The following is a 13,324-nucleotide window of genomic DNA, read 5'->3' on the forward strand; positions in this document are numbered from 1 at the left end:
CTTTACGCGGTAGCGCTTACAACCTTTTACTCTTTTATTACCCCGCGGGCGCGCAGCAGCGCGGTTTTAAAGTCCTCTTCATAATCCTTCTGAATACCCGGGATGACAGCATCTTTGGAAGAGTCGCGCATCTTCAGGTGATAGATCAGAATATCGTCGGAAAGATCGCTCAGTTCGCCATCATAGCCGGCCTCTTTCGCCAGCTTCTGCAAAAATTGCATCAGGTTCAGTTCAGGCTCTTTTTGCCAGGCTGGCTGGAGGAGTTCAATTACTTCATTCAGACGTTTACATTTCATGGTCATGCTCCTTACTCTTGATAGGGACAAGTTAACAGGGTCAATCCCACAATGAAAGAGGCGATATTCATATGCAAAGCGAGGCGATAACCGGCGTCGTGCTGGCGGGCGGCAGGGCCACGCGAATGGGCGGCATTGATAAAGGATTACAGGCGCTAAATGGTCGCCCTCTCTGGCGACACGTCGCGGAAGCATTAGCCCCGCAGGTAGATGAGTTAGTCATTAGCGCCAATCGTCATCTTGAACAGTGGCGTGCCAGCGGATTTCCGGTCTTTCGAGACATACGGGAGGGTTATCAGGGGCCGCTGGCCGGAATGCTTGCTGTGATGCAGCAGGTCGCGAGCCCATGGTTTGTTTTTTGCCCCTGCGACACGCCGTTCATTCCGTCCTTTTTGGTGGAGCGCTTTATCCAGCAGAGAGGGGACGCACCGGTCGTTTGGGCCCATGACGGCGAACGGGATCATCCTGCCGTTGCATTAGTTCATCGTCAAATCATTCCGGAACTGGAGGCTTATCTGGCACATGGAGAGCGCAGGGTGATGGTTTTTATGCGACAAATGGGTGGGCGCCCGGTGAATTTCAGCGATGTGAAAACTGCTTTCATTAATGTAAATACGCTCGAAGATTTGCAGCAGATGCAGGAGCCATCATGATCCCATTACTGGCGATCGCCGCATGGAGCGGTACCGGAAAAACAACATTATTAAAGCGTCTTATCCCTGAGCTTTGCGCTCTAGGATTACGCCCGGGACTGATAAAGCACACCCATCATGATATGGACGTGGATAAGCCGGGCAAAGATAGCTATGAACTGCGTAAGGCGGGCGCTGCGCAAACTATTGTCGCCAGCGAACAGCGGTGGGCATTGATGACCGAGACGCCAGAGAAGCCGGAATTAGATCTCACGTGGCTGGTCAGTCGAATGGATGCCAGCAAACTGGACCTGGTTTTAGTGGAGGGGTTCAAACATGAACCCGTGCCGAAGATCCTGCTTTTTCGGCAAAACAGCGGCCATCGTGTAGAAGAGCTGGTAATTGATGAGCATACCATCGCCGTGGCCAGCGATGTATCGATCGCGACCTCACTTCCGCTGCTGGATTTAAATGATGTACCACAGATCGCGACATTTATTGTGAGTTGGTTAGAGAGGCAATAGTCATTTATCGACGGTGATATAGGAGGGATTTTCCCGGAGGCGGTGCTGCGCACCTTGCCCGGCCACAGGGACGTAGCCCCGTGTCGGATCCGTAGCCCCGGCAAGCGCAGCGCCACCGGGGAGACATGCCGGCACGCTGGCCGGACGACAGAAACGCAAAAAGCCCATCCGGCAGGATGGGCTCTTCACTTGTTTGATGCCTGGCAGTTTATGGCGGGCGTCCTGCCCGCCACCCTCCGGGCCGTTGCTGCGCAACGTTCAAATCCGCTCCCGGCGGATTTGTCCTACTCTGGAGAGCGCTCACCGACAAACAACAGATAAAACAAAAAGCCCGGTCTTTCGACCGGGCTTTCTGCTTTATTTGATGCCTGGCAGTTCCCTACTCTCACATGGGGAGACCCCACACTACCATCGGCGCTACGGCGTTTCACTTCTGAGTTCGGCATGGGGTCAGGTGGGACCACCGCGCTAGTGCCGCCAGGCAAATTCTGTTTTATCAACACGTCTCACCGACGTATCGATTAATCTGTATCAGAGCTGAAAATTCTCTCAAATCGCCAAAACATCTTCGGCGTTGTAAGGTTAAGCCTCACGGTTCATTAGTACCGGTTAGCTCAACGCATCGCTGCGCTTACACACCCGGCCTATCAACGTCATCGTCTTCAACGTTCCTTCAGGAGACTTAAAGTCTCAGGGAGAACTCATCTCGGGGCAAGTTTCGTGCTTAGATGCTTTCAGCACTTATCTCTTCCGCATTTAGCTACCGGGCAGTGCCATTGGCATGACAACCCGAACACCAGTGATGCGTCCACTCCGGTCCTCTCGTACTAGGAGCAGCCCCCCTCAATTCTCCAGCGCCCACGGCAGATAGGGACCGAACTGTCTCACGACGTTCTAAACCCAGCTCGCGTACCACTTTAAATGGCGAACAGCCATACCCTTGGGACCTACTTCAGCCCCAGGATGTGATGAGCCGACATCGAGGTGCCAAACACCGCCGTCGATATGAACTCTTGGGCGGTATCAGCCTGTTATCCCCGGAGTACCTTTTATCCGTTGAGCGATGGCCCTTCCATTCAGAACCACCGGATCACTATGACCTGCTTTCGCACCTGCTCGCGCCGTCACGCTCGCAGTCAAGCTAGCTTATGCCATTGCACTAACCTCCTGATGTCCGACCAGGATTAGCTAACCTTCGTGCTCCTCCGTTACGCTTTGGGAGGAGACCGCCCCAGTCAAACTACCCACCAGACACTGTCCGCAACCCCGGTAAGGGGCCAACGTTAGAACATCAAACATTAAAGGGTGGTATTTCAAGGTTGGCTCCACGCAGACTGGCGTCCACGCTTCAAAGCCTCCCACCTATCCTACACATCAAGGCTCAATGTTCAGTGTCAAGCTATAGTAAAGGTTCACGGGGTCTTTCCGTCTTGCCGCGGGTACACTGCATCTTCACAGCGAGTTCAATTTCACTGAGTCTCGGGTGGAGACAGCCTGGCCATCATTACGCCATTCGTGCAGGTCGGAACTTACCCGACAAGGAATTTCGCTACCTTAGGACCGTTATAGTTACGGCCGCCGTTTACCGGGGCTTCGATCAAGAGCTTCTCCTTACGGATAACCCCATCAATTAACCTTCCGGCACCGGGCAGGCGTCACACCGTATACGTCCACTTTCGTGTTTGCACAGTGCTGTGTTTTTAATAAACAGTTGCAGCCAGCTGGTATCTTCGACTGGTCTCAGCTCCATCCGCAGGGACTTCACCTACACACCAGCGTGCCTTCTCCCGAAGTTACGGCACCATTTTGCCTAGTTCCTTCACCCGAGTTCTCTCAAGCGCCTTGGTATTCTCTACCTGACCACCTGTGTCGGTTTGGGGTACGATTTGATGTTACCTGATGCTTAGAGGCTTTTCCTGGAAGCAGGGCATTTGTTACTTCAGCACCGTAGTGCCTCGTCATCACACCTCAGCCTTGATTATCCGGATTTGCCTGGATAACCAGCCTACATGCTTAAACCGGGACAACCGTCGCCCGGCTAACATAGCCTTCTCCGTCCCCCCTTCGCAGTAACACCAAGTACAGGAATATTAACCTGTTTCCCATCGACTACGCCTTTCGGCCTCGCCTTAGGGGTCGACTCACCCTGCCCCGATTAACGTTGGACAGGAACCCTTGGTCTTCCGGCGAGCGGGCTTTTCACCCGCTTTATCGTTACTTATGTCAGCATTCGCACTTCTGATACCTCCAGCAACCCTCACAGGTCACCTTCGCAGGCTTACAGAACGCTCCCCTACCCAACAACACATAGTGTCGCTGCCGCAGCTTCGGTGCATGGTTTAGCCCCGTTACATCTTCCGCGCAGGCCGACTCGACCAGTGAGCTATTACGCTTTCTTTAAATGATGGCTGCTTCTAAGCCAACATCCTGGCTGTCTGTGCCTTCCCACATCGTTTCCCACTTAACCATGACTTTGGGACCTTAGCTGGCGGTCTGGGTTGTTTCCCTCTTCACGACGGACGTTAGCACCCGCCGTGTGTCTCCCGTGATAACATTCTTCGGTATTCGTAGTTTGCATCGGGTTGGTAAGTCGGGATGACCCCCTAGCCGAAACAGTGCTCTACCCCCGAAGATGAATTCACGAGGCGCTACCTAAATAGCTTTCGGGGAGAACCAGCTATCTCCCGGTTTGATTGGCCTTTCACCCCCAGCCACAAGTCATCCGCTAATTTTTCAACATTAGTCGGTTCGGTCCTCCAGTTAGTGTTACCCAACCTTCAACCTGCCCATGGCTAGATCACCGGGTTTCGGGTCTATACCCTGCAACTTAACGCCCAGTTAAGACTCGGTTTCCCTGCGGCTCCCCTATACGGTTAACCTTGCTACAGAATATAAGTCGCTGACCCATTATACAAAAGGTACGCAGTCACACCCGAAGGTGCTCCCACTGCTTGTACGTACACGGTTTCAGGTTCTTTTTCACTCCCCTCGCCGGGGTTCTTTTCGCCTTTCCCTCACGGTACTGGTTCACTATCGGTCAGTCAGGAGTATTTAGCCTTGGAGGATGGTCCCCCCATATTCAGACAGGATACCACGTGTCCCGCCCTACTCTTCGAGTTCACAGCCTGTGCATTTTGGTGTACGGGACTATCACCCTGTACCGTCGGACTTTCCAGACCGTTCCACTAACACACAAGCTGATTCAGACTCTGGGCTGCTCCCCGTTCGCTCGCCGCTACTGGGGGAATCTCGGTTGATTTCTTTTCCTCGGGGTACTTAGATGTTTCAGTTCCCCCGGTTCGCCTCGTTAACCTATGTATTCAGTTAACGATAGTGCAACGAATTGCACTGGGTTTCCCCATTCGGACATCGCCGGCTGTAACGGTTCATATCACCTTACCGACGCTTTTCGCAGATTAGCACGTCCTTCATCGCCTCTGACTGCCAGGGCATCCACCGTGTACGCTTAGTCGCTTAACCTCACAACCCGAAGATGTTTCGTAAAACATCATCGTGTCGCGAAAATTTGAGAGACTCGAACACACATTAACTGTGTGTCGTTTCAATTTTCAGCTTGATCCAGATTTTTAAAGAGCAAATATCTCAAACGTCACCCGAAGATGAGTTTTGAGATAGTTCGGCACGCGTCTTTCACTCACGAACCAGCAAGTGGCGTCCCCTAGGGGATTCGAACCCCTGTTACCGCCGTGAAAGGGCGGTGTCCTGGGCCTCTAGACGAAGGGGACACTGAAGTCTCAATCGCAAGACGCCTTGCTTCTTTACGTTCATCAGACAATCTGTGTGGGCACTACAAAGGCAGGTTCTTTAAGGTAAGGAGGTGATCCAACCGCAGGTTCCCCTACGGTTACCTTGTTACGACTTCACCCCAGTCATGAATCACAAAGTGGTAAGCGCCCTCCCGAAGGTTAAGCTACCTACTTCTTTTGCAACCCACTCCCATGGTGTGACGGGCGGTGTGTACAAGGCCCGGGAACGTATTCACCGTAGCATTCTGATCTACGATTACTAGCGATTCCGACTTCATGGAGTCGAGTTGCAGACTCCAATCCGGACTACGACATACTTTATGAGGTCCGCTTGCTCTCGCGAGGTCGCTTCTCTTTGTATATGCCATTGTAGCACGTGTGTAGCCCTGGTCGTAAGGGCCATGATGACTTGACGTCATCCCCACCTTCCTCCAGTTTATCACTGGCAGTCTCCTTTGAGTTCCCGGCCGAACCGCTGGCAACAAAGGATAAGGGTTGCGCTCGTTGCGGGACTTAACCCAACATTTCACAACACGAGCTGACGACAGCCATGCAGCACCTGTCTCACAGTTCCCGAAGGCACCAATCCATCTCTGGAAAGTTCTGTGGATGTCAAGACCAGGTAAGGTTCTTCGCGTTGCATCGAATTAAACCACATGCTCCACCGCTTGTGCGGGCCCCCGTCAATTCATTTGAGTTTTAACCTTGCGGCCGTACTCCCCAGGCGGTCGATTTAACGCGTTAGCTCCGGAAGCCACGCCTCAAGGGCACAACCTCCAAATCGACATCGTTTACGGCGTGGACTACCAGGGTATCTAATCCTGTTTGCTCCCCACGCTTTCGCACCTGAGCGTCAGTCTTTGTCCAGGGGGCCGCCTTCGCCACCGGTATTCCTCCAGATCTCTACGCATTTCACCGCTACACCTGGAATTCTACCCCCCTCTACAAGACTCTAGCCTGCCAGTTTCGAATGCAGTTCCCAGGTTGAGCCCGGGGATTTCACATCCGACTTGACAGACCGCCTGCGTGCGCTTTACGCCCAGTAATTCCGATTAACGCTTGCACCCTCCGTATTACCGCGGCTGCTGGCACGGAGTTAGCCGGTGCTTCTTCTGCGGGTAACGTCAATCGCCAAGGTTATTAACCTTAACGCCTTCCTCCCCGCTGAAAGTGCTTTACAACCCGAAGGCCTTCTTCACACACGCGGCATGGCTGCATCAGGCTTGCGCCCATTGTGCAATATTCCCCACTGCTGCCTCCCGTAGGAGTCTGGACCGTGTCTCAGTTCCAGTGTGGCTGGTCATCCTCTCAGACCAGCTAGGGATCGTCGCCTAGGTGAGCCGTTACCCCACCTACTAGCTAATCCCATCTGGGCACATCTGATGGCATGAGGCCCGAAGGTCCCCCACTTTGGTCTTGCGACATTATGCGGTATTAGCTACCGTTTCCAGTAGTTATCCCCCTCCATCAGGCAGTTTCCCAGACATTACTCACCCGTCCGCCGCTCGTCACCCGAGAGCAAGCTCTCTGTGCTACCGCTCGACTTGCATGTGTTAGGCCTGCCGCCAGCGTTCAATCTGAGCCATGATCAAACTCTTCAATTTAAGTTTGATGCTCAAAGAATTAAACTTCGTAATGAATTACGTGTTCACTCTTGAGACTTGGTATTCATTTTTCGTCCGAGGACGTTAAGAATCCATGTCACTTTGAGTGCCCACACAGATTGTCTGATAAATTGTTAAAGAGCAGTGCCGCTTCGTTTTCGCTGCGGCGCGGGGTGTGCATATTACGCTTTCCCGCTGCAGAGTCAAGCATTTATTTTTGCTTTTCTCTGCGAGGTTCTCACCGGAACCCCGCTGACCCGGCGGCTTGTTTGCCGTTGTTCCGTGTCAGTGGAGGCGCATTATAGGGAGTAATTCTGAGGTGACAAGGGGAAATGCAAAAAAAGTTTTCAACCGTCTCTTTTTTCAACAATGCGGCGAGGAATGTCGCAAAAAACCGCCGTTTTGCCGTTTTAACCGACGAAACGGGGCGCCTGGTGGCATACTGTTAGAGTAGAGGAAAGAAAGGAACGGCATTTATGTCTTTAAGCGCACAGCAACTGGCGGCACAAAAGAACATCTCCTGGGTACTGGCCGAAAAGCTCGCCCAAAAAATACTGACTGGCGAATATCAGCCGGAAAGCATTCTTCCCGGCGAAATGGAGTTGGGGGAGCAGTTCGGCGTAAGCCGTACCGCCGTCCGCGAAGCGGTGAAGACGCTTACTGCAAAAGGCATGCTGCTGCCCCGCCCTCGCATTGGCACCCGGGTGATGCCGCGCAGCAGCTGGAATTTCCTTGATAAGGAACTGCTCTCCTGGTGGCTAACAGAAGATAACTTCGAAGAGGTGGTAAGCCACTTTCTCGTCATGCGCAGCAGCCTGGAGCCACAGGCCTGCTTTCTCGCCGCCGCCAACGGCACCGCCGGGCAAAAAGCGCAGCTCAATACATTAATGGAAGAGATGATTGCTCTGAAACGCCATTTTCAGCGCGAACGCTGGATAGAAGTCGATATGGCCTGGCATGAACATATCTATGAAATGAGCGGTAATCCTTTCCTCAGCTCTTTCGCCTCGCTGTTTCATTCGGTCTACCACACCTACTTCACGTCGATTACGCAAAATGAAGTGGTGAAGCTCGATCTCCACCAGGCGATTGTCGATGCCATTCTTAACAGTGATGCGCCGGGGGCGTTGCTCGCCTGCCAGGCATTGTTGAACGCCCCACACCACGTAAATCAATAACAAGGATTTGGCATGAGCGGAAAAAAAGGGCGCAGCATGGCTGGCCTGCCGTGGATCGCGGCGATGGCCTTCTTTATGCAGGCGCTGGATGCCACCATTCTTAACACCGCCCTCCCGGCTATCGCCCACAGTCTTAATCGTTCTCCCTTAGCGATGCAGTCGGCCATTATCAGCTATACGCTGACGGTGGCGATGCTGATCCCGGTCAGCGGCTGGCTGGCAGATCGCTTCGGCACGCGCCGGGTCTTTATCATCGCCGTTAGCCTGTTCACCCTCGGTTCCCTCGCCTGCGCCCTCTCCAGTTCCTTAACGGAACTGGTCATTTTTCGCGTAATTCAGGGGATCGGTGGGGCGATGATGATGCCGGTGGCGAGGCTGGCCCTGCTGCGTGCCTACCCCCGCAGCGAACTGTTGCCGGTCCTGAACTTTGTCACCATGCCGGGATTGGTGGGGCCGATTCTGGGCCCGGTACTCGGCGGGGTATTTGTTACCTGGGCCAGCTGGCATTGGATTTTCCTGATAAACATTCCGATCGGCGTAATTGGCATTCTGTACGCCCGTAAATACATGCCAAATTTCACAACGCCGCGCCGACGCTTCGATATAGGCGGTTTTCTGTTATTTGGCTTAAGTCTGGTGTTATTTTCCAGCGGTATTGAACTGTTTGGGGAAAAAATCGTGGCGACATGGCAGGCGCTGGCCGTGATTGCCGTCAGTCTGTTACTGCTCGTGGCCTATGTGCGTCACGCGCGTCGCCATCCGACGCCGCTTATCTCGCTCTCTTTATTTAAGACCCATACGTTCTCGGTCGGCATTGCCGGCAACCTCGCCACGCGGTTGGGTACCGGCTGCGTACCGTTTCTGATGCCGCTGATGCTACAGGTTGGTTTCGGCTATCCGGCCATTATCGCCGGCTGTATGATCGCCCCCACCGCTATCGGCTCGATTATTGCGAAATCCACCGTTACCCAGGTGCTGCGCTGGTTTGGCTATCGTAAGACCCTGGTGGGGATCACCGTGTTTATTGGCCTTATGATCGCCCAGTTCTCGCTGCAGTCGCCAGAGATGCCGCTGTGGATGCTTCTTCTGCCGCTGTTCGTGCTGGGGATGGCGATGTCCACGCAGTTTACCGCCATGAATACCATTACCCTGGCCGATCTGACCGATGATAATGCCAGCAGCGGCAACAGCCTGCTGGCCGTCACCCAGCAGCTTTCAATTAGTCTCGGGGTGGCCATCAGCGCTGCGGTGCTACGCTTCTATGAAGGTTTTGATAATGCAAGCACGGTACAGCAGTTTCACTACACCTTTATAACCATGGGCGTGATAACCATTATATCGGCGCTGATGTTTATGCTGTTAAGAGCGAAGGATGGCCGCAACCTGATTAGCGAGCGGCATAAACGCTAAGCGGAACCGCGAACCACCAGCTCCGGCGTTAACTGAACGCGCTGCTGTTTTTGCTGCGGATCGGCCATGCGATGGATCAGTACGTCGATGGCCAGTTCCCCCAGCTCATCCTTTGGCTGGTGAATGGTGGTCAATGGCGGCGTCATATAACGTGCCAGCTCAATATCATCGTAGCCCACCAGCGCCATATCCTGCGGAATCTGCAGCCCGGCCTGGTATAACGCCTGATAAGCGCCAACCGCCATCGCATCGTTACCGACAAACACCGCCTGCGGACGCTGCGGCAACGCCAGCAGCTGCTGCATCGCGCTAAACCCGCCGCCAAACTCAAAATCACTGGTCACCACGTATCCTTCGGCAACCGGCAGGCCGCAGCGCGCCATCGCGGCATGATAGCCTTCAAGACGCAGGCGCGCCGGGGTTTTATCCAGCGGGCCGGCAATACAGGCAATGCGTAAATGCCCCTGGTCAATCAGATACTGAGTCGCCATATCGCCGCCGAGCAGCGAGTTATCCTGAATCAGATCGCTATCGCCATCAAAGGGGGCCCAGTCCATCATAACCGTCGGTACCGACGGATAGCGCTGCATGATTTCCGGGGAGGGCTGATGAGTCTCCGTGCACAGCAGGAGTAATCCATCGACGCGTTTTTGCATTAGCGTCTCCAGATTACGATTCATTCGCTGCTCATCACCTTCGGTATTGCAGAGCACGAGGCTATAACCCCGCTCAAAGCAGCTACGCTCCACGCCCCGCACCAGCTCCGAATAAAACGGATTGGTACTGGCGGTGATCAGCATGCCGATGGTACGGGTTTGATTGAGCTTGAGGCTACGCGCCAGCGCAGAGGGGGCGTAGTTGAGGCTTTTGATCGCAGCGTCAACTTTGGCGGTAATCGCCTCGCTGACAAAGCGGTCCTTATTGATGACGTGTGACACCGTCGATGTGGAAACGCCCGCGATGCGGGCCACATCTTTCATCGTAGCCAAGCATTACCCCTGTTGCGCTAAAAATTCATCGATCTCTGTGCGCCAAGGCACGGACGGCTGAGCGCCTTTGCGGGTTACGGCGATCGCCGCTGCGGCATGCGCAAAGCGAATCGCCTCCGGCAGGGCGGTCCCTTCCAGCAGCGCGGTCACCAGCGCGCCGTTAAAGGTATCACCGGCCGCGATAGTATCAATGGCCTGTACGCGAAACCCTGAGATCCGGCGGCTTTCGCCTTCGGCACTGAGCCAGACGCCGCGGCTGCCGAGGGTGATCATCACCGTACCAATGCCTTTGGCATGCAGCACGTCGGCGGCTTTTGCCGCATCTTCGTCACTCTCAACGCGAATACCGGTCAGCTTTTCCGCTTCGGTTTCGTTAGGGGTAATAATATCCACCAGCGCCAGCAGTTCATCCGGTAGTTCACGCGCTGGCGCGGGGTTCAGCACCACGGTGGTGTGATGGTGATGGGCGATTTTCGCCGCCGCTATGACGCTCTCCAGCGGCGACTCCAGCTGCATCAACAACGCCTGTGCGCTGGCGATACGCTCTTTTTCCGCCTCAACCTGGGAGACGGAAAGCGCCGCATTGGCGCCGGCATGAATACCGATGACATTCTCACCTTCGGCGTTAACGAAAATTAACGCCACCCCGGTCGCTTCCCCGGCAACCGCGCGCACGGGCGCCACGTCGATTTTATCGCTCGCCAGCTGACGACGGATGCGTTCACCGATATCGTCATCGCCGGTGCAGGCGATAAACGCGATATCCGCTCCGCTGCGCCCGGCGGCCACCGCCTGGTTGGCCCCTTTTCCACCGAACGCCACCTGATAATGGTGGCCGGTGACGGTTTCGCCCGGCGTCGGGAAAGCGTCAAGGTTAAGAATGTGATCGGCATTGATACTGCCAAGGACGACAAGTTTGCCTGCAGTTTTCATCATTTCTGTTCCCGGGAAAGCGCGCCACCGGGATCCGGTGGCGCATGCCCTGCTTTTCTTTTTTTATATTGTCCCTCGGACCGTTGCCAGTCCGAATCGCATATTACTGCTTAACGACCAGCTTCAGCTCAACCGGGTAGTTAGCTTCCACTTTTTCGCCCTTCAGTACCTTATCAGCAGTCTCAACGCCTTTCGCGCCGATCTGCTCCGGCAACTGTGCGACGGTCGCCGCCAGTTTGCCACTGTTTACTGCTTTTTCGCCATCCGGAGTGCCGTCAAATCCAACCACCATCACATCGGACTTGCCTGCGGTCTGCAGCGCGCGCAGGGCGCCCAGCGCCATTTCATCATTTTGCGCGAACACTGCCTGGACGTCAGGATGTGCGGTCAGCAGGTTCTGCATCACGTTCAGGCCTTTGGTGCGGTCGAAATCGGCCGGCTGGCTGGCCAGGACGTTGAATTTGTGCGCCGCCACGGCCTGTTTAAAGCCTTCGCCACGCTCGCGCGCCGCAGAAGTTCCGGCAATGCCCTGCAGCTCAATGACTTTTGCACTTTCACCCACTTTTTTCGCGATGTAATCGCCAGCCATTTTCCCACCCTGCACGTTGTCAGAGGCGATATGGCTCACAACATCGCCTTTTGTCGCCTGACGGTCGAGAGTGATGACCGGGATTTTCGCCTGGTTCGCCATCTTCACGGCGTTGCCGACGGCATCAGAGTCGGTGGGGTTGATCAGCAGCAGCTTGGTGCCGCGCACCGTTAAATCCTGGACGTTCGCCAGCTCTTTCGCCGGGTTGTTCTGGGAATCCAGCACCACCAGGTTGTAGCCCAGCTTGTCAGCTTCTTTTTGCGCGCCGTCTTTCAGCGACACGAAGAACGGGTTGTTGAGGGTAGAGATAACCAGAGCGATGGTGTCTTTGGCCATCGCGTTCGCGCTAACGGTCGCACTTAGCGCAACAGCAGAGACCAGGGTCGCCAGTTTTTTCATATTCATAGTTAAGATGTCCTGTAGAGTTCTCAGTTACTGCTTTTTGTTATCTACCAGTACCGCCAGCAAAATCACCACCGCTTTAACGATCATCTGGTAATAGGAAGAAACGCCTAAAAGATTAAGACCATTATTCAGGAAGCCAAGGATCAGCGCACCAATCAGCGTGCCGACAATGCGTCCTTTGCCACCAGCGAGGCTGGTGCCGCCGAGCACCACCGCCGCAATGGCGTCCAGCTCATAGCCCGTCCCCGCCGTCGGCTGCGCGGAGGAGAGACGCGCCACTTCGATGATCCCGGCCAGAGAAGCCAGCATTCCGCACAAGGCGTAAACGATAATTTTAACTTTATTGACGCTAATCCCGGACAGACGCGTCGCCGCTTCATTACCACCCAGGGCATAAATATAACGGCCCAGGCGAGTATGGTGCAGCATGTACCAGGCCGCCAGGAAGACAATCGCCATGATCCATACCGGCGTCGGGATCCCCAGCGGACGCCCGATGCCAAACCAGCCAAACAGATCGGCATTATCGCTAAAGCCGGTATTGATCGGGCTGCCGTTGGTGTACACCATGGTTACGCCGCGCAGCAGCAGCATCATCACCAGGGTGGCGATGAAGGCCTGCACGCGGCCTCTCGCTACAATCACCCCGGTGACTGCGCCGATCGCCGCACCTAATGCGAGGGCAGCCGCGACCGCCACCAGCGCATTAACCTCAATGCCAACGATCGACGCTGCCACCGCACCGGTGAGCGCCAGCAGGGAGCCGACGGACAGATCGATCCCCGAGGTCAGTATGACCAGCGTCATCCCTACCGCCATAATGGCGTTAACGGAGGTTTGCTGCAGAATATTGAACAGGTTATTGACGGTAAAAAAGTTGGGGCTCATGGTCGATACCACCGCGATCAGCACCAGCAGGGCAATCAGCGATTTTTGCTCCATCAGCCACGCTTTTGTGAAATAGCGGCGACCAGAAACAGCCTGGGTTGTCATCTTT

9 protein-coding genes, 1 tRNA gene and 3 rRNA genes are annotated in these 13,324 nt (G+C 54.8%); 4 read left to right on the top strand and 9 right to left on the bottom strand.

The window, feature by feature from the left end:
* Positions 1-26 precede the first annotated feature (26 nt).
* Positions 27-296 (bottom strand): YihD family protein, encoded by a 270-nt coding sequence (locus OHJ17_RS25195; protein ID WP_002882612.1) that lies wholly within the window; start codon positions 294-296, stop codon positions 27-29.
* Between the two features lie 71 nt (positions 297-367).
* Between OHJ17_RS25195 and mobA the strand changes: the two genes are divergently transcribed.
* Positions 368-949 (top strand): molybdenum cofactor guanylyltransferase MobA, encoded by a 582-nt coding sequence (gene mobA / locus OHJ17_RS25200; RefSeq protein WP_032433723.1) that lies wholly within the window; start codon positions 368-370, stop codon positions 947-949.
* Positions 946-1,452, top strand: coding sequence for a molybdopterin-guanine dinucleotide biosynthesis protein MobB (gene mobB / locus OHJ17_RS25205; protein WP_002882596.1), 507 nt, complete (start codon positions 946-948; stop codon positions 1,450-1,452). Before mobA ends, mobB begins: the two co-directional genes overlap by 4 nt.
* Before the next feature lie 366 nt (positions 1,453-1,818).
* Here the strand turns inward: mobB and rrf are convergent.
* The 4 genes from rrf to OHJ17_RS25225 form a co-directional block, all read right to left on the bottom strand.
* Positions 1,819-1,934: ribosomal RNA gene (rrf, locus tag OHJ17_RS25210) — 5S ribosomal RNA — on the bottom strand.
* A 96-nt stretch (positions 1,935-2,030) separates the two neighbouring features.
* Positions 2,031-4,932, bottom strand: a 23S ribosomal RNA gene (locus OHJ17_RS25215).
* A gap of 190 nt (positions 4,933-5,122) precedes the next feature.
* Positions 5,123-5,198 (bottom strand) — tRNA-Glu (locus OHJ17_RS25220).
* 85 nt (positions 5,199-5,283) lie between these two features.
* Positions 5,284-6,823: ribosomal RNA gene (locus OHJ17_RS25225) — 16S ribosomal RNA — on the bottom strand.
* The 16S, 23S and 5S rRNA genes sit together here with 1 tRNA gene alongside, the layout of an rRNA operon.
* 476 nt (positions 6,824-7,299) lie before the next feature.
* Here OHJ17_RS25225 and OHJ17_RS25230 point away from each other — a divergent pair.
* Both OHJ17_RS25230 and mdtD read left to right on the top strand, forming a co-directional pair.
* A complete protein-coding gene (locus OHJ17_RS25230) occupies positions 7,300-8,001 on the top strand; it encodes a FadR/GntR family transcriptional regulator (RefSeq protein WP_002882540.1) in 702 nt (233 codons plus the stop codon).
* A 12-nt stretch (positions 8,002-8,013) separates the two neighbouring features.
* Positions 8,014-9,411 carry a multidrug transporter subunit MdtD gene (gene mdtD, locus OHJ17_RS25235; RefSeq protein ID WP_002882539.1) on the top strand — a complete coding sequence of 466 codons (1,398 nt, stop codon included), beginning with the start codon at positions 8,014-8,016 and terminating at the stop codon, positions 9,409-9,411.
* Here the strand turns inward: mdtD and rbsR are convergent.
* The 4 genes from rbsR to rbsC form a co-directional block, all read right to left on the bottom strand.
* Positions 9,408-10,400, bottom strand: coding sequence for a ribose operon transcriptional repressor RbsR (gene rbsR / locus OHJ17_RS25240; RefSeq protein ID WP_016831327.1), 993 nt, complete (start codon positions 10,398-10,400; stop codon positions 9,408-9,410). The two genes, mdtD and rbsR, sit on opposite strands and share 4 nt — an antisense overlap.
* Before the next feature lie 3 nt (positions 10,401-10,403).
* Positions 10,404-11,336 (bottom strand): ribokinase, encoded by a 933-nt coding sequence (rbsK, locus tag OHJ17_RS25245; RefSeq protein WP_019725396.1) that lies wholly within the window; start codon positions 11,334-11,336, stop codon positions 10,404-10,406.
* 100 nt (positions 11,337-11,436) lie between these two features.
* The gene (gene rbsB / locus OHJ17_RS25250) at positions 11,437-12,327 is read right to left on the bottom strand and encodes a ribose ABC transporter substrate-binding protein RbsB (RefSeq protein ID WP_002882536.1); all 891 of its coding nucleotides are present in this window, start codon (positions 12,325-12,327) and stop codon (positions 11,437-11,439) included.
* 27 nt (positions 12,328-12,354) lie between these two features.
* Positions 12,355-13,320, bottom strand: a complete 966-nt coding sequence (gene rbsC / locus OHJ17_RS25255) for a ribose ABC transporter permease (RefSeq protein WP_002882531.1) — start codon at positions 13,318-13,320, stop codon at positions 12,355-12,357.
* Positions 13,321-13,324: the final 4 nt, after the last annotated feature.

The organism is Klebsiella sp. KP20-425-1 (genome assembly GCF_025813515.1).
Classification (GTDB): domain Bacteria; phylum Pseudomonadota; class Gammaproteobacteria; order Enterobacterales; family Enterobacteriaceae; genus Klebsiella; species Klebsiella pneumoniae.